Annotated in this window: 17 protein-coding genes and 2 tRNA genes; 9 read left to right on the top strand and 10 right to left on the bottom strand. The window is 58.5% G+C overall.

Annotated features, from left to right (window positions below):
• Complete coding sequence (locus ACR0I1_RS03275; RefSeq protein ID WP_480704954.1) at positions 1–1,026, top strand: patatin-like phospholipase family protein; 1,026 nt, start codon at positions 1–3, stop codon at positions 1,024–1,026.
• On the opposite strand, the gene ACR0I1_RS03270 is transcribed toward ACR0I1_RS03275, so the two are convergent.
• The 4 genes from ACR0I1_RS03270 to ACR0I1_RS03255 all read right to left on the bottom strand — a co-directional run bounded on the left by ACR0I1_RS03270 (position 1,027) and on the right by ACR0I1_RS03255 (position 4,248).
• Positions 1,027–1,704: a DUF502 domain-containing protein gene (locus ACR0I1_RS03270; RefSeq protein WP_170396909.1), complete on the bottom strand. Its 678-nt coding sequence runs from the start codon at positions 1,702–1,704 to the stop codon at positions 1,027–1,029. It abuts the gene before it with no gap.
• Positions 1,705–1,767: 63 nt separating this feature from the next.
• The gene (locus ACR0I1_RS03265; RefSeq protein WP_170406047.1) at positions 1,768–2,682 is read right to left on the bottom strand and encodes a pseudouridine-5'-phosphate glycosidase; all 915 of its coding nucleotides are present in this window, start codon (positions 2,680–2,682) and stop codon (positions 1,768–1,770) included.
• Positions 2,679–3,572 (bottom strand): PfkB family carbohydrate kinase, encoded by an 894-nt coding sequence (locus ACR0I1_RS03260; RefSeq protein ID WP_170509655.1) that lies wholly within the window; start codon positions 3,570–3,572, stop codon positions 2,679–2,681. The genes ACR0I1_RS03265 and ACR0I1_RS03260 overlap by 4 nt, the downstream gene beginning before the upstream one ends.
• Positions 3,573–3,627: 55 nt before the next feature.
• Positions 3,628–4,248, bottom strand: a complete 621-nt coding sequence (locus tag ACR0I1_RS03255) for a thiamine phosphate synthase (RefSeq protein ID WP_480704952.1) — start codon at positions 4,246–4,248, stop codon at positions 3,628–3,630.
• A 164-nt stretch (positions 4,249–4,412) separates the two neighbouring features.
• Here ACR0I1_RS03255 and ACR0I1_RS03250 point away from each other — a divergent pair, with 164 nt between their 5' ends.
• The 3 genes from ACR0I1_RS03250 to ACR0I1_RS03240 are packed head-to-tail and all read left to right on the top strand — an operon-like array spanning position 4,413 to position 7,835.
• Positions 4,413–5,156: an RNA methyltransferase gene (locus ACR0I1_RS03250; RefSeq protein ID WP_480704950.1), complete on the top strand. Its 744-nt coding sequence runs from the start codon at positions 4,413–4,415 to the stop codon at positions 5,154–5,156.
• A 59-nt stretch (positions 5,157–5,215) separates the two neighbouring features.
• On the top strand, positions 5,216–6,361 hold the full coding sequence (gene ctaA / locus ACR0I1_RS03245; RefSeq protein ID WP_480704948.1) for a heme A synthase: 1,146 nt from the start codon (positions 5,216–5,218) through the stop codon (positions 6,359–6,361).
• A 4-nt stretch (positions 6,362–6,365) separates the two neighbouring features.
• Positions 6,366–7,835, top strand: a complete 1,470-nt coding sequence (locus ACR0I1_RS03240) for a carboxypeptidase M32 (protein WP_480704946.1) — start codon at positions 6,366–6,368, stop codon at positions 7,833–7,835.
• 23 nt (positions 7,836–7,858) lie between these two features.
• On the opposite strand, the gene trhA is transcribed toward ACR0I1_RS03240, so the two are convergent.
• On the bottom strand, positions 7,859–8,527 hold the full coding sequence (trhA, locus tag ACR0I1_RS03235; protein WP_170406032.1) for a PAQR family membrane homeostasis protein TrhA: 669 nt from the start codon (positions 8,525–8,527) through the stop codon (positions 7,859–7,861).
• Between the two features lie 126 nt (positions 8,528–8,653).
• On the bottom strand, positions 8,654–11,377 hold the full coding sequence (gyrA, locus tag ACR0I1_RS03230; RefSeq protein ID WP_170509667.1) for a DNA gyrase subunit A: 2,724 nt from the start codon (positions 11,375–11,377) through the stop codon (positions 8,654–8,656).
• 194 nt (positions 11,378–11,571) lie between these two features.
• Here gyrA and ACR0I1_RS03225 point away from each other — a divergent pair, with 194 nt between their 5' ends.
• The gene (locus tag ACR0I1_RS03225; protein ID WP_039535770.1) at positions 11,572–11,841 is read left to right on the top strand and encodes an usg protein; all 270 of its coding nucleotides are present in this window, start codon (positions 11,572–11,574) and stop codon (positions 11,839–11,841) included.
• Positions 11,842–11,844: 3 nt separating this feature from the next.
• Here the strand turns inward: ACR0I1_RS03225 and ACR0I1_RS03220 are convergent, their stop codons facing one another.
• Complete coding sequence (locus ACR0I1_RS03220) at positions 11,845–12,798, bottom strand: radical SAM protein (RefSeq protein WP_480704943.1); 954 nt, start codon at positions 12,796–12,798, stop codon at positions 11,845–11,847.
• A gap of 163 nt (positions 12,799–12,961) precedes the next feature.
• On the opposite strand from ACR0I1_RS03220, the gene zwf reads away from it, so the two are divergent.
• The 4 genes from zwf to ACR0I1_RS03200 all read left to right on the top strand — a co-directional run bounded on the left by zwf (position 12,962) and on the right by ACR0I1_RS03200 (position 18,426).
• A complete protein-coding gene (gene zwf, locus ACR0I1_RS03215; protein ID WP_170817818.1) occupies positions 12,962–14,416 on the top strand; it encodes a glucose-6-phosphate dehydrogenase in 1,455 nt (484 codons plus the stop codon).
• Entirely contained in the window at positions 14,413–15,084 is a 672-nt protein-coding gene (gene pgl / locus ACR0I1_RS03210; protein ID WP_480704941.1) for a 6-phosphogluconolactonase, read from the top strand. Before zwf ends, pgl begins: the two co-directional genes overlap by 4 nt.
• A 5-nt stretch (positions 15,085–15,089) precedes the next feature.
• Positions 15,090–16,700 carry a glucose-6-phosphate isomerase gene (gene pgi, locus ACR0I1_RS03205; protein WP_480704939.1) on the top strand — a complete coding sequence of 537 codons (1,611 nt, stop codon included), beginning with the start codon at positions 15,090–15,092 and terminating at the stop codon, positions 16,698–16,700.
• A 106-nt stretch (positions 16,701–16,806) separates the two neighbouring features.
• Positions 16,807–18,426 carry a long-chain-fatty-acid--CoA ligase gene (locus ACR0I1_RS03200; protein WP_480704937.1) on the top strand — a complete coding sequence of 540 codons (1,620 nt, stop codon included), beginning with the start codon at positions 16,807–16,809 and terminating at the stop codon, positions 18,424–18,426.
• An 18-nt stretch (positions 18,427–18,444) separates the two neighbouring features.
• Here the strand turns inward: ACR0I1_RS03200 and ACR0I1_RS03195 are convergent.
• From ACR0I1_RS03195 to ACR0I1_RS03185, 3 genes are all read right to left on the bottom strand, one after another.
• Positions 18,445–18,519, bottom strand: a tRNA-Asn gene (locus ACR0I1_RS03195).
• A 117-nt stretch (positions 18,520–18,636) separates the two neighbouring features.
• Positions 18,637–18,711: transfer RNA gene (locus ACR0I1_RS03190), tRNA-Asn, on the bottom strand.
• Positions 18,712–18,784: 73 nt separating this feature from the next.
• A complete protein-coding gene (locus ACR0I1_RS03185) occupies positions 18,785–19,699 on the bottom strand; it encodes an MBL fold metallo-hydrolase (RefSeq protein ID WP_480704935.1) in 915 nt (304 codons plus the stop codon).
• Between the last annotated feature and the right edge of the window lie 17 nt (positions 19,700–19,716).

Raw genomic sequence — 19,716 nt, 5'->3', positions numbered from 1 at the left:
ATGAAACGGATCAATCTGGCATTGCAGGGCGGTGGGGCGCATGGCGCGTTTACCTGGGGTGTACTGGATCGATTGCTGGATGAAGAGGATATCGAGGTTGCCGCGATCACTGGGACTTCGGCCGGCGCTTTGAACGGGGCAGCGTTCAAATCAGGGATGGTGCATGCAGGGCGCGACGGGGCGCGGGCGTGTCTGGATGGGCTTTGGAAACGCATGGGTGCCGTCGGCGATATGCGAATTGCCCATTGGATGCGGGGCATTGAGCCTGCTCATGTTGCACAAGCGTTAGAGTACTCCGTTCCGTTCTCGATGGCCGAAGCATGGTCGCGGCTGGTATCGCCTTACGCCTATGGGCCGTTTTATCGCAATCCGCTCACCCCGGTTGTGGATCGGTTCAACTTTGATGAGATTTGTGCAGACGAAGGGCCCGCGCTGTTTGTCTGCGCCACCTGTGTGCGCAGCGGCAAGATTCGCGTTTTCACAGGCGAGGAGATTTCGACCGATGCGATTCTGGCCTCGGCCTGCTTGCCGAACCTGTTTCAGGCGGTTGACATCTATGACCCGAAATCCGAGCGGACCGAAGCGTATTGGGATGGCGGCTATACCGGAAACCCGGCGCTTTATCCGTTGTTCGGTGGGGATTTGCCAGATGATGTGGTGATTGTGAACATCAACCCGCTGGAACGCGATGAGGTGCCTAAAACGCCGCAGCAGATTCAGAACCGGATCAATGAGATCAGCTTTAACTCATCGTTGTTTCGCGAGCTGCGTGCGATCAATTTCGTTCAACGGCTTCTGGCCGAAGGCAAGCTGAAGGCTGGTGAGATGAGCCGGGTGCTGGTGCATATGATCGCTGATGACGCCTTGATGAACGACCTTTCAGCGGCCACCAAGATCGTGCCAAACCCGGTTGTGCTGAACCGGCTGAAACAGTCCGGGCGCGATGCGGCGGATCAGTTTCTGAGCGTGCATAAGGACGATCTGGGTCAGCGGAGCACGGTCGATTTGCCCGCAATGTTTGGTTGATTATTCAGGCGGCTGGGTTGGGTCTTTGTCATTCGGGTAAACCAGACCTGCTGAGATCACCAGCTTGGCTGCATCCTCGATGGACATATCCAGCAGGATCACATCCTCTGCGGGGAAAAACAACAGGAACCCGGATGTGGGGTTTGGGGTTGTCGGGACAAACACGCTTAGCAACTCGCCCCCGGTTTCGGCGCGATCGCTCACTTCACCGCGCGCTGTTGTCGAGACGAAGCCGATTGCCCAGATGCCCCGGCGCGGATATTGGATCAGGCAGGCTTTTTCGAAAGACCGCTCGGTCTGGGCGAACACAGTTTCCGAGATTTGCTTGATCCCGGAATAAACCGAACGGACCACGGGCATGCGGTCGACGACACTTTCGGCGAAATGGATCAGCGAACGGCCCAGGATGCCCTTTGCGATCCAGCCGACGATAATCGTGAACAGCAGGAATATGACCACGCCAACGCCGCGCAGGTTGATGCCGACATATTCCGAGGGTTGGAACCGTTGCGGGATCAGTGGCAGGACGGCACTGTCGATCCAGCCAACCACAGACCAGATCAACCAGATGGTCAGCCACACCGGAGCAATGACGACGATACCAGTCAGAAAGGACGCGCGTAGCCGGGAGAACAGGCCGGGGCGTCGGTGGGGTTCTTCGTCAAACGGAGTGTTCATTGCGGTCCTGAGTGGTTTGCGGAATTAGGTAAGCAGTCCGGGCGCTTGGTGCAATAGCTGGGGTCAGTGGGCTGATTCCGTTAGCGCACGCGCGATGACCGCTGCCAGTCGGGCGTTGTTGCGTACCAAAGCGATGTTGGCGGTAAGCGAACGGCCTTCGGTCTGTTCATAGATACGCTGTAGCAGATAAGGTGTGACGCCTTTGCCAGTGATCCGGTGAGTTTCTGCATCGGCCTGTGCGGACGCGATGATCGGGGCCAGCTCCTCGGACGGGATCTGGTCGGCTTGCGGGATCGGGTTAGCGACCAACTGACCACCCGGCAGCCCCAACGCACGCCGTGCTGCGTGGGCTTTTGCTATGTCAGCGGCATCATCCATGCGCAGCGGGGCTGCCAAGGGTGATTTTGCGGACCAGAAGGCTGGGAACTCGTCCTGTCCGTGGGCGATGACGGGGACGCCGAGCGTTTCCAGAACTTCAAGCGTTTTGGCGAGGTCGAGGATGGCTTTGGCCCCGGCCGCGACCACAGTCACCGGGGTCTGCGCGAGCTCGTGCAGGTCAGCGGAGATGTCGAAGGAGGTTTCGGCCCCCTGATGCACCCCACCGATGCCTCCGGTGGCGAAGACCTCAATGCCTGCATAATGTGCGGCGATCATTGTTGCGGCGACGGTGGTGGCCCCGGTGCCGCCTGTAGCGAGGCAGGCGGCCATGTCAGCGCGTGACAGTTTGGCGACGCCTTGCGCCTGACCCAGTGCGCTCAGCTGGTCGGCTTCGAGGCCGACGTGCAAAACTCCGTCAATAACGGCAATCGTTGCTGGAACGGCGCCCGCATCGCGGATGTCTTGTTCAACCTGTGCCGCGACCTCGATGTTCTGGGGGTAGGGCATGCCATGGGTGATGATGGTGCTTTCCAATGCCACGATTGGTTGGCCCGCATCCTTGGCGGCGCGGACCTCTGCGGAATAGTGAATGGTGATCACAGTGGGGTTTCTCCGGAAACATAGGTTGCAGCGGCGCGCAGCGCGCGGCTGAGTGCCGCGTCGCTGTCGGCACCATTCGCCTCGGCGGCGATATGGGCGGCCATGAAAGTGTCACCCGCGCCGGTCACGCGGGTGACCAGAACGGACGGGGGTGTTTGGGTCAAGACAGCATCAGCATCCCCGACGGTGGCCGAGTTGCCGCCATCGGTCACAAGAACCCGCAACGCGCCACGGTCCAGCAGGCCTTTGGCGGCGCTCTCGGAATCGGTGAACTCGCGTTGGCAAAGCAGTCCGGCCTCTTCGAGATTCACATAGAGCGTTGCACGGGCGTGTTTGAGGAAGGGCAGCAGCCGTTCTGCCTTGCCGGGCGACGCCGGGGCGACGCGCAGGTCGGCTTTGGCGAAGGCGGGGCTTTGGGCGATCTCTTCAAGCAAGGTAAGCGTCAGGTTACCGTCCAGCGCGATGGGCCCTTCGAATGGCGTATTTTCATAGCCCAGCGGACCATGCATCAAGGGACGCAGGATTTTGGCTCCGGCAGCTTCAAGCGAATGGGCGTCGGCAATGGCGGCGATCAGCCCGTTGGCTCCTTCAACCGCCATATATCTGTCGGTTGGCAGGTCTTGCGAGCGATAGATGTGATCGGTGACCATCCCCAAACGCGCGCAGGACCGGACCAATTCGTCGCCTTCAGCGTCGCGGCCAATTGCGGTCAGCAAAGTCGGGGTCATTCCGAACCGCACCAGCGTCATGGCGATGTTCATGGCGACGCCACCCGGCAGGCGAGTAATGCGGCCGGGTACATCCGAGCCCTGTCGCATGGCGCTGGCCGAGCGTCCGATCACGTCCCAAAGGACCGAGCCGATGCACAAAATTTCGCTGTTCTTGTTCATGCCTTGTGTCATGCCGCAGCCCCGACGCGGGTGCAAGGATTAACGCTCGCATCCCTCAGCGCATTGCGGCAATAAGAGAGTTCAGCGCCTCCAACGGGTTATCTTGCGACCAGATTTCCTCTCCGATGCCGAAGAAATCGGTGCAGGGGGTGAGGTCTCGGATCAGATCGGACGTCAGGCCGCCCTCGGCCACGACGGGAACCTCGATCATTTCGGACCACCATTGGAACAGGTCCTTTTCGGCCTGAGTACCATCGCCCAGCGTGGCTGAACCAACCGGGCCAAAGGCCACGTAATCCGCGCCACTTTCACCAGCAGTCATCCCGTCATGACTGGAAGACCCGCAAAAACTGCCGACAATCGCATCCGTGCCCAGCTCCTTGCGGGCTGCCCTGACAGACCGCGCGCCGTCATCCAGATGCACCCCGTCCAGACCCAACCGCTGCGCCAGCAATACATGGTTGGAAATCACGATGGCTACATCGCGCGCATGCGCAACTTCGCGGCAAGCATCGGCGGCGCGCGCGATGGTATCTTCGTCGCTTCCAGCCAAGGCGAGGCGGATACATGCAATTTCAGACCCGTCCAATACGTGGCCCAATTGATCAGGGAATGTACTCAGCGCGATGGTAGGAGGCGTGATCAGGTAAATCTGCGGCTGCTCGGGGGTGTCCATGGCGCGTCCTTCGGGTTTGTCATCTTTCGCGCGGTTTAGCGGATTGCGCGGGGGAAGCAAACTTTTATGCCGGCTACGTACCCTTTTGCGAACAGAAGACGCCGGGCCGACTTGCCCTCGACCCATGCGGCCATTAGAGCAAGCGGAGTTTTTCGGAGTTAGCCATGCCCAGCGATATATCACAGCCGTCTTTTGTTCTGGTGCGCCCTCAGATGGGTGAGAACATCGGTGCTGCCGCACGGGCGATGTGGAACTTTGGGCTGGATCGGATGCGGATCGTGGCACCGCGCGACGGCTGGCCCAACCCCAAGGCGGTGGCGATGTCCAGCGGGGCCGGGCGGCTTTTGGATGAGGCGCAGTTATTTGACGATCTGGCGGGCGCGCTGGCGGACACCACCTTTGTCTTTGCCACCACAGCGCGGCAACGTGGGTTGACCAAGCCTGTCTATAGCCCGGAGCGCGCAATGCAGCTTGCATCGCAGAAAGTGGCGGCGGGCGAAAAGGTCGCTGTTCTGTTTGGCCCGGAACGGGCAGGGCTTGAGAATGAGGATATCGCCAAGGCCAATGCGATTATCTCGGTGCCAGTGAATCCGGAATATGCGTCGTTGAACCTCGGGCAGTGCGTTCTGCTGACCGCCTATGAATGGATGCGCCAGACCGGGGATGTCGTGCATGAGGCAACTGATCTGGGCAAGGGCGATTGGGCGACCGGGATCGAAGTTGAAAAGTTGGTCGAGCATTATGAGGACCGTCTGGAACAGGCCGGGTTCTTCTATCCGCCGGAAAAAGCTGAAGGAATGAAGGTGAACCTGCGCAATCTGTGGTCGCGGATGCGGATGACACGGGCCGATGTGCAGATGCTTCACGGGATCATGCGGCAGATGGTCCGCTGGAAAGACAAAAGCTGAGGCTGGACCTATCTTCCGCCAAACCATAGCTTGCGACGAAAACAGGACATGAGGACAGCATGAGCGGTAAGCGCAGCATCTTCGAAGAGGTCTCGGACAGCGAAAAACAACAGGCCGTCCAACCCGGTATGATCGACCGGGGGCGTGGCGGTGCGCGGGCCGCGATCCGGGTTTGGCTGATGATCCTGTTCGCGCTGGTCGTGATCATGATTGCCGTGGGCGGGCTCACGCGGCTGACCGACAGTGGTCTATCGATCACCGAATGGCGACCTATTACGGGTGCGATCCCGCCGATGAACGCTGCCGACTGGCAAGCCGAATTCGATAAATACAAGCAGATTGACCAGTGGCGCATTCAGAACCAATGGATGAAGCTGGATGATTTCAAAACCATCTATTGGTGGGAATGGGGCCATCGCCAGTTGGGCCGCGTGATAGGATTGGTTTGGGCCGTTGGATTTATCGGTTTCCTTGTGGCTCGCAAAATTCCGACAGGATGGGCTGGTAAGCTGCTGATCCCCGGCCTGCTTGGCGGTGTTCAGGGTGCTGTAGGCTGGTGGATGGTCGCCTCGGGCGTCACACAGGGTGAAGGCATGACCGCCGTTGCCAGCTATCGTCTGGCAACGCATCTTGGCTTGGCCTTCGTGATCCTCGGCTTTCTTGCCTGGTACATCTTAGAACTTGGCCGTGACGAACGTGACCTGATGCAGGCCCGCCGCGCGAAAGAGGCTAAGCTTTTCTCGATATCGACCGGACTGCTGCACTTCACCTTCCTGCAAATCCTCATCGGTGCGCTGGTGGCCGGGATCGACGCGGGGAGGTCCTACACTGACTGGCCCCTGATTGGCGGTCAGTTGCTGCCGCCCGATGCGGCCATGCTGGAACCGATGTGGCGTAACTTCTTTGAAAGTCCCGGTCTGGTGCAGTTTATCCACCGTTGCGTCGGCTATCTGCTGTTTATTTTCGCCATCATAGTCTGGCGGCGCGGTGGCAGCAGCGCGCACCCACAGACCCGCTTTGCCTTCAACGCCATGTTCGCGGCTTTGTCACTGCAAGTGGTCGTGGGCATCATCACAGTCGTCTATGCGGCACCTTGGCAGATTGCCATTTTCCACCAGTTCATGGCCGTGGTCGTCTGGACACTGATCCTGCGCGCCCGCTTCCTGACAGCTTACCCTATCGCAACATCTGTGCGCGGAGCATGATCCCATGACAGCATACAATGACCTGATGTCCTTTCAGCGCGAAACCTCGGCCCTGGGCCAGATTGCCGGTAGGCTCGGCTGGGACCAGGAAACGGTGATGCCGCGCGGTGCCGCGCCGCAACGGGCCGAGGAAATGGCAGCGATCGAGGCTGTATTGCATGCTCGCCGCTCTGACCCTCGCGTTGCCGAATGGTTGGAGCAGGCCGCACCGCAAGATGAGATCGGCAAGGCACAACTGCGTGAGATACGCCGCGCCTATGACCGCGCGGTGAAGGTGCCCGCCGATCTGGCGACGGCGATTGCCCGCGTGACATCCGCCGCGCAGGGCACATGGGCCCAGGCGCGAGCGGACGAAGATGTCTCAGCCTTCCTGCCGGTGCTGGAAGAAGTTGTCTCGCTGAAACGGCAAGAAGGTGAAGCGCTGGCACAGGGTGGCGACGTTTATGACGCGATGGTCGAGGATTACGAGCCCTACACAACCGGCACTCAGATCGCTGCGATCTTTGACGAAATGCGCCCACGTCTGGTGGCTCTTCGCGCCGCCGTTCTGGATCGCCCGGAACCTGTCGCGCTGACCGGCAGCTTTGACGAACTGACCCAGATGCGCCTGACGCAGAAACTGGCCACGACATTCGGCTATGACCTCAACAATGGCCGCGTCGACAAAGCGGTGCATCCGTTCAGCTCGGGCAGTGGGCTGGACGTTCGGATCACCACCCGCACCAGCGAGACCGATCCGTTCAACTGCTTTTACTCGACCATTCACGAGGTTGGACACGCCGCCTATGAGCAGGGCATCGACCGCGATTACCTGCTGACCCCGCTGGGACGTGGTGTGTCGATGGGTGTGCATGAAAGCCAAAGCCGGATTTACGAAAACCAGCTGGGCCGCTCGCGCGCCTTTACCGGATGGCTGTTTGACCAGATGAAAGAGGCGTTCGGTGATTTTGGCATCGCCGATGCAGATGCGTTCTATGCCACCGTCAACCGCGTCCACAACGGCTATATCCGGACCGAGGCGGATGAGGTGCAGTACAATCTGCACATCATGCTGCGGTTTGATTTGGAACGCGCACTGATGGCCGGTGACTTGCAGGTCGGCGACCTTGAAGCCGCCTGGAACAACCGCTTCAAAGCAGATTTTGGTTATGCGGTCGACAAGCCCTCGAATGGATGCTTGCAGGACGTACACTGGTCGGTTGGCCTGTTTGGCTATTTCCCGACCTATTCGCTGGGTAATGTCTATGCGGGATGCCTGTATCAAACACTGCGCGCGGCAATTCCCGGACTTGAGGGGCAGTTGGCAGCTGGTGATACTTCCGGGGCGACCGGTTGGCTTCGAGAGCATGTGCAGCAGCATGGCGGCCTGTACGCGCCCCGCGAAATCATTCAGCGCGCCAGTGGGGTGGAACCAGGGCCGGAGCCGCTGTTGGCTTATCTGGAGCAGAAGTTCAGGGCGTTGTACGGGCTTTGAGGCGTGTTCGTGGCGCTCCGGCGTTACACTGGCCCTGACGGTACCATTTCGATACGCAAGGCAACAGCGGCGAAGAAAAGGCCGCTTCCTGCCAATACAAATACGTGCCAGATGGTGTTGTGGTAGGGCAGCCAGTCCAGAAGGTAGAATACCACGCCTGCGGTATAGATGAGGCCTCCGGCGATCATCAAAGTAAGGGTAAGGGGTGAAAGTTCGGCCAACATGGATTGTCCGGCCCAAACCGCGGCCCATCCCATCAGAAGATACAGCGCCAGCCCGAACCAGCGGAAGCGGTTCGGGTCGATCATCTTCAGAACAGAGCCCAGCGTCGCAGAAGACCACAGCCCCAGCAAAAGCCCCGGAGGTTGCGAAGCCGAGAGCAGCAGGAACGGCGTATAAGTTCCTGCGATCTTCACGTAGATACCCGAGTGATCAAGGCGGCGCAGAAACTCTGCCCACTCATCATGCTCGATCATGTTGTAGAGCGCCGAGAACGTCAGCATCAAAACCAGAGTTATTCCATAGATCGAGGCGCCCAAAACCGCCGCCGGGTCTGACCGATAGAAGACTGTCATGATGATCAGCATAGGCGCTGCGATCACCGCCGAAGAAACACCCAGCACATGAACAACACCGTCACTTATTCGCTCAGCACGGCTATAGGCAGGTCGGATATGGGCGAATGACCACATATCGAAATGCTAGGCGCGCCGGGTCTGCTGGGGCAAGCCCACCCTCGTGCCGTTGGCAGGAACGTGACCCTGAGTAACAAAAACGCCCGCAATACGAGCGTTTTGTTACACTTCTGTAGTGCTTTGTTATTCCTCGGCTTCTTCGTCACCCTGGTCGGCGATCCAGGCCACACTAACGACTTCTTCGCCTTTACCGGTGTTGAATACCCGCACACCACCCGCGCTGCGGGAGCGGAACGAGATGCCCTCGACCGGCACCCGGATTGATTGGCCTTTCGAGGTAGCCAGCATGATCTGATCGTCGATTTCTACGGGGAAGGAGGCAACCAGCTCGCCGCCGCGCATGGCTTTGTCCATCGCCGCCACACCCATGCCGCCGCGACCGCGGACCGGGTAATCATGACTGGAGCTCAGCTTGCCCGCACCGCCCGACGTGATGGTCAAGATCAGGTTCTCGGCTGCCGACATCTCGGCATAGCGTTCCTGCGTGATACTGCCAGGCGCGGCTTCGTCCTCGTCCATTTCGCCGTCATCCGCAATGCCCGCGACTGCGCGGCGCATCTTGAGGTAGGCGGCGCGCTCGTCCGGGTCGGCCTCGAAATGGCGAATTACGGACATCGAGACGACACGGTCGCCATTGCTCAGCCTGATGCCGCGCACACCGGTAGATTCGCGTGAGTTGAAGACACGTACATCAGTGGTGCGGAATCGGATCGCACGGCCCGAATTGGTGACCAGCATCACGTCTTCATCTTCTGAACAGATGCGGGCGTTTACCAGTTCCACATCCTCGGGCAGTTTCATCGCGATCTTGCCATTGCGGCGGACGTTCGTGAAATCTGACAGACGATTGCGACGCACGTCACCCGCGCTGGTGGCGAAGACGATTTGCAGGTTCTCCCACTCTTCATCCGGCACATCCACGGGCATGATCGCCGCGATCGAGACACCGGTCGGGATCGGCAGGATGTTGACGATCGCCTTGCCCTTACCGGTCCGGCTGGATTGCGGCAGACGCCAGGTCTTGAGCTTGTACACCATGCCTTCGGTGGTGAAGAACAGCAGTTGCGTATGCGTGTTCGCCACGAAGAGATTGGTGACAACATCCTCTTCCTTGGTCTGCATACCCGACAGGCCTTTGCCGCCACGCTTTTGCGCCCGGAAATCGGCCAGCGGGGTGCGTTTGATGTAGCCGCCTGAGGTGACAGTCACGACCATATCTTCGCGTTCGATCAGGTCTTCGTCTTCCATATCACCGGACCAGTCAACGATCTCGGTGCGGCGGTCGACGGCGAACTGCTCGCGCACGCTGCGTAGCTCATCGGCGATGATGCCCATGATGCGCTCACGCGAAGACAGAATATCCAAGTATTCCTTGATCTTGTCGGCCAGTTCTTCCAGTTCGTCCGTGACTTCCTTGACACCCAGTTGGGTCAGACGCTGCAGCCGCAGCTCGAGAATGGCACGGGCCTGTACCTCGGTCAGGTTATAGGTGCCGTCGTCATTCATCTTGGACAGCGGATCGTCGATCAGGCGCAGATAGCCTTCGATCTCGGATGCAGGCCAGCGGCGGGTCATTAGTTTCTCGCGCGCTTCAGCAGCGTCTGCCGACGAGCGGATCGTGGCAACCACTTCGTCAACATTCGAAACGGCCACGGCCAGACCACACAGGATGTGACTGCGCTCACGCGCCTTGCGCAAGTCATAGGCTGTGCGGCGGGCAACAACATCTTCGCGGAAGTCGATGAACGAGGTTAGGAAGCGGCGCAGGGTCAGCTGTTCAGGCCGACCGCCGTTCAACGCCAGCATGTTGCAACCAAATGAGGTCTGCATCGGCGAGAAGCGGTAGAGCTGGTTCAGCACCACTTCGGGCGTTGCATCGCGTTTCAGTTCGACCACGACACGCACACCATTGCGGTCGGATTCGTCCTGTACGTGGCTGACGCCTTCGATGCGTTTTTCACGCACGGCTTCGGCGATCTTTTCGATCATCGAGGCTTTGTTCACCTGATAGGGGATCTCGTCGACAACGATCGCGTACCGATCCTTGCGCAGCTCTTCTACGCGGGTCTTGGCGCGGATGATGACGCTGCCACGGCCTTCAAGGTAGGCTTTGCGCGCACCTGAGCGGCCCAGCATCACACCGCCAGTCGGGAAGTCGGGGCCGGGCACATACTCGATCAGTTGTTCTGATGTCAGATCCGGGTCGTCAATCAGCGCCAGCGTGGCATCGACCACTTCGCCTAAGTTATGCGGTGGGATGTTGGTTGCCATACCCACGGCGATTCCACCGGCACCGTTAACCAGCATGTTCGGGAAACGGGCGGGCAGGACGGTCGGCTCTTTGTCTTTGCCGTCATAGTTGTCCTGAAAATCGACAGTCTCTTTTTCGATATCGGCCAGCAGGGACGCGGCGGGTTTGTCCATCCGTACTTCGGTGTAACGCATCGCCGCCGGGTTATCGCCGTCCATCGAGCCAAAGTTGCCCTGACCATCAAGCAGCGGCAGCGACATCGAGAAATCCTGCGCCATCCGCACCAGCGCGTCATAGATCGCACTATCACCATGCGGGTGGTACTTACCCATCACGTCGCCAACCGGACGGGCCGACTTGCGATAAGACTTGTCATGAGTGTTCCCGGTCTCATGCATCGCGTAGAGAATACGCCGATGCACCGGTTTCAGCCCATCGCGCAGATCGGGGATCGCACGGCTGACAATGACCGACATCGCATAGTCCAGATAGGACGTGCGCATTTCGGATTCGATGGATACCGTCGGGCCGTCATAAACGGGGCGCTCGGGCGGGGTTTCGTCCATGTTTTCAGGGATTTCTGGCGTATCGCTCACGTAGGCTGCCCGTGTCTTGTTCTTGATCTATATCTTGTGGATACACTTTATCAGACCCGGCATATAAGGTGCAAGCAAGCAACCGTTCCCCGGCCAAATTAGGTCGGTAACACCTGAGTAACATATTGTTATCTAAGTATTAGGACAGTTCCGTGTTACTCTGAGTAGACCTTGTAACAAGATTGGAGGTCTGCATGGCGCAAAGTGAAACTGAACTCATGCTTAAGGGGTACGGGCTGACCACTGCGGAATTTTTCTACCACATGCCCGACTATATTCACGTACTGAACACGTTTATTTGGCAGGATTACGACCTTGCTCCGGACCATCCGAAGCTGTTCGAATTCGTAGAATTCTGGCAGAAAGAGATTGAAGGTCCGCTGCACTCGGTCAGGTTCACGCACCGTAAAATGATCGCGCCTGGGGAATGGCGCAACATGGTGGGTGAGTTTCGGGTGAACTAGCCCTCAGGCCGAACAACTCGCGCCGCCCAATACACAGAATTTGGCGCAGTGCGGGTGGTTCAGATGCACGTCGGCCTCGGCCTCTTCAAGGGTTTCGCCCAATTCAAACTCCGGTGAATAAGGCAGCAGCGTACAGGCCAGCACTACCGGGCGCTCGGCGCCTTTGCGTTTGACGACCATACGCGAGCTGGCGCACATCACCGCATCGGGGGATTTGTCCAGGATGCCCCAGCAAGCGGCTGTAATTTCAGGAACTTCAACTGTTTCGTCCATCTCGGGAAACAAAACTGTTTGGCCCGGATTTTGCGCATCAATGTCAAAGCCGTGCTTGGCAAAGAATGCTGCATACCCCGCGCGGCTTTCTGCGTCGCTATCTCCCCAGACTGTGCGCCCGGCAATGGCCATCCTAAAGCCGTTATCCCGCAACCACTCCATCCCCGTCAGAGTTTTGGCAAAACTGCCTTTGCCGCGTTCTTCGTCATGCAGATCGGGGCAGTAGTGGTCGACGGAGACACGCAACGTCAGTTTTTCTGCGTAGTCGTGCTGTAATTCCAGCAAACCCTCGCGCATTTTGCGGCGCATCATCGGCCGCATTGCATTGGTCAGGATCAAAACTTCGTACCCGCGCTCTAGCGCGACGCGCGTCATCTCGATCATCTCGGGGTTCATGAAGGGCTCACCACCTGTAAAGCCTATCTCGCGGACCGGCCATTGGCGCTGTTCGATCTGATCCAGATAGTCGCGGACTTCGTCGGCGGTGATGTAAACCAGAGCATCGTTGGTTGGGCTGCTGGCGATATAGCAGTTTACGCACTCGATGTTGCACAGCGTTCCGGTGTTGAACCAAAGGGTTTCGGGATGAGTCAGCGCGACGGACGCGCGCGTTTGCCCGTCTGCTGTCACTAAACTGTTCTGAAACTTCCCGATATTCGCAGCCTGTAGGGCGTTGTCTTTCATTCCGGCATCCGGTTCTGTGCTTGTGCCAAACCGACTTAACCGTTTGTGCCGGTTTAGTTAAGAGTATCTACCCCTCGCTGACAGAGTTTTGATGTGGGAAGAAAGTTGCTGATTGGTTGCGCTAACATTGGACATGCCCCAAGCGGCAAGGTAAGGAAAAGCCATGGTTTCTCGTGTCATACCTGTTGACCCATTTGATCTGGTCATATTCGGCGGAACCGGCGATCTGGCACAGCGCAAGATCGTTCCGGCCCTGTTTCGGCGTTACTGCGCCGGGCAGTGGCCCGAGGCCACCCGGATCATCGGCGCAGCGCGGGGCGCTCTGACCGTTGATGGCTTTCGCGAGATGGTGGCCGAATCGTTGCGCCAGCACGCACCGAAGCGGGCAAAAGATCAGGAGGCTGTGAACGGTTTTCTTCAGCGCGTGGAGTATGTCCCGCTTGACGCTTTGTCCGAAGATGGTTGGGCCCAGTTGGCCGAAATGCTGAATGCGGATCGTATCAGGGCCTTCTATTTCTCGGTAGGCCCCCGTTTGTTTGGCCCGCTGGCAGAACAAATCAGGACGCACAATCTCGCCACCCCGCAAACCCGTATCGTCGTCGAAAAGCCTTTTGGGCACGATCTGGAAAGTGCACGCGCGTTGAATGCGACACTGGCGGCGCATTTTGACGAAGGGCAAATCTATCGGATCGATCATTATCTGGGTAAGGAAACCGTTCAGAATCTGATGGCCGTTCGGTTCGGCAACATGCTGTTCGAACCGCTTTGGAACAGCCAGTATGTCGATCACATTCAGATCACTGTGGCCGAGACCGTCGGCATTGACGGTCGTGAAGAGTATTACGAGCGCGCCGGCGCCATGCGCGACATGATGCAGAACCATCTGATGCAGCTTTTGTGTCTGATCGCGATGGAACCACCCGCAAAATTTGATCCGGACGCGGTGCGCGATGAGAAACTCAAGGTCATACGCGCGTTGGATTCGGTTGAGCCGCACCATATCGTACGAGGTCAGTTTGCAGGCGGTGCCGATGGCCGGGGGTATCGTGAAGTTGTCGGCAATCAAAGGTCGACGACGGAAAGCTACATCGCATTGCGCGCGCATATCAGCAATTGGCGTTGGGCGGGCACACCGTTCTATCTGCGCACGGGCAAAGAGCTGGTGGCGCGGTCCTCGGTCATCAATGTGATGTTCAAGGATGCTCCGCATTCGATTTTTGGCGAAGAGGCCGGGCGTCATGCGAATGCCCTGTCGATCCGGTTGCAACCCAATGAAGGCATCACTTTGAAAGTGACAATTAAAGAGCCGGGGCAGGGAGGCATGCGTCTGGTTGACGTTCCGCTGGACATGAGCTTTGCCGAAGCGCTTGGGCCTGAAAACCAGGATCCACCCGACGCTTATGAGCGGCTGGTGATGGATGTCATTCGCGGCAACCAAACCCTGTTCATGCGCGGCGATGAAGTAGAAGCCGCATGGGCCTGGACCGATCCGATTATCGCGGGCTGGGAGGCACGCGGTGATGTTCCCAAACCCTATGAAAACGGCAGCACCGGCCCGGGCGACGCCGAGCTGCTGATGAAACGAGACCACCGCCGCTGGCAAGGAATAAATCCATGAATATCAAAGAATACGCCGATCGCGACATGCTGGCGATTGATGTCGCGAATGCATTGGCCGGAGACCTTGAGGCTTCATTGCTGCATCATGATACTGTCTCGTTGGCCGTTCCGGGCGGAACCACACCGGGGCCGATCTTTGATGGATTGTGCGCTGCTGATCTGGAATGGGATCGTGTGCACATACTGCCGACCGATGAAAGATGCGTGCCGGGTGATCACGAGCGTTCGAACGAGAGGTTGATCCGGGAACGGTTGCTGACCAGTCGCGCATCCATTGCACAATACATGCCGCTCTATGTTGCGGAACATGAGCCTGAGGCGGTTTTGCCCGAGATCGAAAGCCTGATTAACCCGCATCTGCCGCTATCGGTTCTGGTGCTAGGTATGGGTGAGGACATGCATACCGCCTCGCTCTTTCCGGGGATGCAGGGCTTGTCTGCTGCTCTGAACAACAACGCCCCGACACTGGCGGTAGCGCGGACCGACGTGCAGCCCGAAGCGCGTATCACGCTGACGGGTCCGGTTCTGGACGGCGCTCTGTCCAAGCATCTCGTCATATTCGGAGAAACTAAACGGAATGCCCTGGATCGTGCCATGTCACTGCCACCCGAGGAAGCTCCGATCGCGGCCGTGCTCAGCGGCATGACCGTACATTGGGCGGAGTAATCACGATGCAGCTGGATCAATTGAACTCACTCGCAGCCACACAGATGGGCCGTCGGATACTCGATCTGTTTGACGCCGATCCAAACCGGGCGCAGGGTTTCTCTGCTTCGGCCGGAGATCTGCTGTTTGACTATTCGAAGACACAAATCGACGAAGATATCCGCGCGGCACTGATCCAGCTTTGCGATCAAGTCGAATTGGCAGAGCGTCGGGCCGCGATGTTCTCCGGAGAAAAGATCAACGAAACCGAAGGCCGGGCTGTATTGCATACCGCGCTACGCAATCTCGACGGAGGCCCGGTCGAGGTCGATGGTCAGGATGTAATGCCGGACGTACTGGGCACTTTGCAGCGAATGCGCGTCTTTGCAGAAGAAGTGCGTGGCGGGGCGATCAAAGGGGCAGGGGGCGGCTTTACGGATGTGGTCAATATTGGCATCGGCGGCTCGGACCTTGGGCCGGTGATGGCGACGCATGCCTTGGCACCTTATCACGACGGGCCAAGGCTGCATTATGTCTCAAACGTGGATGGTGCGCATATTGCGGATACGCTGCGCCCGCTTGATCCGACACGGACTCTGGTGATTGTCGCTTCGAAGACCTTTACGACCATCGAGACGATGACCAATGCACGCACGGCGCGGGCTTGGATGGTCGATGGTGGTGGTGATCCGGCGCGGCAATTCGCAGCGGTCTCCAGCGCTGTTGACAAAACTCAGGCCTTCGGGATTCCCGAGTCGCGGGTGTTTGGCTTCGCGGATTGGGTCGGCGGGCGGTACTCGGTCTGGGGGCCGGTCGGACTGCCGGTAATGATCGCCGTTGGCTCGAACGCGTTTGACGCGTTTCTACGGGGCGGTCAGGCGATGGATCTGCACTTTCAATCCGCCGAATGGGCAGAAAACCTGCCAGCTATGCTGGCGCTTGTGGGGGTCTGGCATCGTCAGGTGCTTGGGCATGCCAGCCGCGCAGTTCTGCCATATGATCAGCGTCTGCTGCGCCTGCCTGCCTATTTCCAACAGCTTGAGATGGAATCGAACGGTAAATCCGTCGCGATGGATGGCAGCGCGCTGACCATACCTTCAGGTCCGGTTGTCTGGGGCGAACCCGGCACAAATGGGCAGCATGCGTTTTATCAGTTGATCCATCAGGGCACCGATGTGATTCCTTGCGAATTCATGGTTGCAGCAAACGGGCATGAGCCGGAACTGGCCCATCATCATCGCCTTCTATTGGCTAATTGCTTGGCCCAGTCCGAAGCGCTAATGCGGGGTCGGTCGCTGGATGTTGCACGCGCACGCATGGCCGAAAAGGGCCTGACAGGCGACGAGTTGGAGCGTCAGGCACGCCATCGTGTGTTTTCGGGCGACCGCCCGTCAACCACGCTGATCTATCCGCAGCTTACCCCGTTTGTGCTGGGTCAAATCATTGCGCTTTATGAACACCGTGTGTTTGTCGAAGGCGTGCTGCTTGGAATCAACTCGTTCGATCAGTGGGGTGTTGAGCTGGGCAAGGAATTGGCAACGTCACTTGGGCCGATCGTGGACGGTGAGGTCAGCGCCGAAGGCAAAGATGGCTCGACCTCGGCGCTGGTTGGATACGCCTTGCGACATCGCGGTTGACGCGGCACCCTGCCGCACTCTCTTATTGTCAGACAATTGAATTCTTGGCAGGGTTGTTGCCAAGACATAACGGCGCGGCCAAGCGCTGACGATGGGAGGAATGTCCATGCTGGGACAGATGATGACGCAGCCTTTGCTGATTTCGTCGCTTATTGAACATGCTGAACGTTATCACGGGCAGACCGAGATTATCTCGGTCGAGACGGACGGAACCGTTACCGAGACCAATTGGTCCGGGATCGCGCAGAACGCCCGACGGATGGCTTCGGCGTTGGAAAAGCTGGGGCTGCAACCGCAGGATCGCGTGGGCACGCTGGCCTGGAATAACCGCCGCCACCTTGAGATCTACTATGCGGTGTCCGGCGCGGGCTTTGTCTGCCACACGATCAACCCGCGTCTGTTTCCCGAACAACTAACCTATATCATCAACCACGCGCAGGACCGGGTCCTGTTTTTCGATGCGACCTTCCTGCCTTTGGTCGCCGCGCTGCAAGAGCATCTGACTGAGGTGCAGTACTATGTGCTGATGGGTGCGCGGGACGAGGCTGCGCTGTCTCAGGTGCCGGGGTTGGTTTTTTATGACGAGATGATTGAAACCGGTGATACAGACTACGCGTGGCCCAGCTTTGATGAAAACACTGCCTCCAGCCTCTGTTATACTTCGGGTACCACTGGGAACCCCAAAGGCGTTCTCTATTCCCACCGCTCTACAGTTCTGCATAGCTTCGCGTCGAACACGCGCGACGTAATCGGCTATTCCGCCATGGATGTGGTGATGCCGGTGGTGCCAATGTTCCACGTCAACGCTTGGGGCTCGCCCTATGCCAGCGCTATGTCTGGTTCGCGAATGGTGATGCCGGGGCCGGGATTGCATGGCGAGGCATTGGTCAATCTGATCGACACATATGGTGTCACGCTGGCGATGGGCGTACCGACCATTTGGCAAGGTCTGCTGGCCCATGCCGCGACATGCGGGACCAAGTTGAAAAGCCTCAATCGTACTGTAATCGGTGGTGCGGCATGCCCGCCCTCAATGATTGAAACGTTCCGCGAAACTTATGGCGTCGATACCGTCCACGCCTGGGGCATGAGCGAAATGAGCCCGCTGGGCACGACGAACTATCCGATGGCCAAACATCTGGACATGCCCATGGAGGCACAGCACAAGCTGCGCGAAAACCAAGGCCGCCCGCCCTTTGGGGTTGAACTAAAAATCGTCGATGATGATGGCAGAGATCTTCCCCATGACGGTGAAACGCAGGGCGATCTGATGGTGCGCGGCCATTGGGTGCTGGACAGCTACTTCCACATGCAGGATGAGGCCTTGTTGCAGGATGGCTGGTTCGCGACTGGCGACGTTGCCACACTGGACCCGGATGGGTACATGACCATCCGCGACCGATCGAAGGACATCATCAAATCGGGGGGTGAATGGATCAGCTCTGTCGAGTTGGAGAATATCGCGGTCGCACACCCTCAACTAGCGACGGCTGCCGTTGTGGGCGTGCCGCATCCGAAATGGGACGAACGCCCGCTTTTGGTAGCAGTGAAGGCCGAGGGCGAAGAACCGACCGAGCAGGATTTGTTGGCATTCTTCGACGGCAAAATCGCAAAATGGCAGGTACCCGACAAGGTCGTGTTCGTTGATGCCTTGCCCCTTAACGCGACCGGAAAGGTCCTGAAACGCACGTTGCGCTCGGATTTCAGTGATGCGCTGATGGGATAAGTGCCAGTCTGGGAAGAATGGCTCCGGCGGTAGGGATCGAACCTACGACCAATTGATTAACAGTCAACTGCTCTACCGCTGAGCTACGCCGGAACGGTCCGCGCCGTATAGCAACCTCAAATTGCGGCGTCCAGTGGGGTAGTGGAGTTTTTTCTGCGAAAAAACTTCGCCGTGGCTCACGTAGCTAATTATGAAGAATTTGGTGTGATTTGGCTCCGGCGGTAGGGATCGAACCTACGACCAATTGATTAACAGTCAACTGCTCTACCGCTGAGCTACGCCGGAACTGAGGGGCGTATAACAACCCGTATTTTCGGCGTCCAGAGGGGAAGCGCACGGGCCGTCAATTTTTTCCGATTCACGCGATGCGCTTGAAACGAGACGCAACTGACAGATCCCCCAAGGGCGCTACACGGGATCTGCCGGTCAGATCAACCAGATGGGCGAAGACATTACGCTCGGCCGCGGGAAGCAGCGCGGCGGGGGTTTCGATATAGATTCGCTGGGCAAGCTGTTGGGCCGTTTCTGGGCCATTTTCCAGGGCGTCGAGTATCTGTGATTCCCGCTGCAATCGGTGGTCTATCAGCCAATCCAGGTGCTTGGCAGGATTCGTGATAGGGGCACCATGGCCCGGATGAAAAACCGACCACTCGCGCGCACGCAGGCGGCGACAGGCTGCCATGAAATCCGTCAGGTCTCCGTCCGGGGGCGAGACCAGAGAGCTGGCCCAGCCCATGACGTGATCAGCCGTAAAGCAGACATCCCCCCAGGCCAACGCGATATGGTTGCCCAGATGGCCGGGTGTGTGGATCACTTCGAGTTGCCAGCCTTCTGCCGCGACGCGTTCACCGTCTTCAAGCTCGATATCAGGGCGGAAATCGGCATCGATTCCCTCACCACCTCCGGCAAGCCCGTTCTGGGCCAACTCGGTCATGACTTCGCTGCGTCCAGCTTGCGGACCACCAAAAGCCAGAACCGGAGCGCCGGTGCGGGATGCGAGCGGGGCGGCCAAAGGCGAGTGATCCAGATGGGTGTGCGTAACAAATATGTGGCTGATCCGCTGCCCGGGTTCCAGCGCATCAACTATGGCTTGCATATGGGTATCACTCAATGGCCCAGGGTCGATGACAGCAATGTCCTCATCGCCCAGAAGGTAGGTATTCGTACCACGATAAGTCATTGGCGAGGGATTGGGCGCAAGAATGCGCCTAAGTCCCGGGGTGAGCACGGCAACCTGTCCAGGGAGAGGGTTGAAATCGTCGGGGGCTTGCATTCTGACCTCTTCCTCTT

This window comes from Ruegeria sp. B11, assembly GCF_056539785.1.
This window is presented reverse-complemented; position numbering and strand designations above follow the sequence as displayed.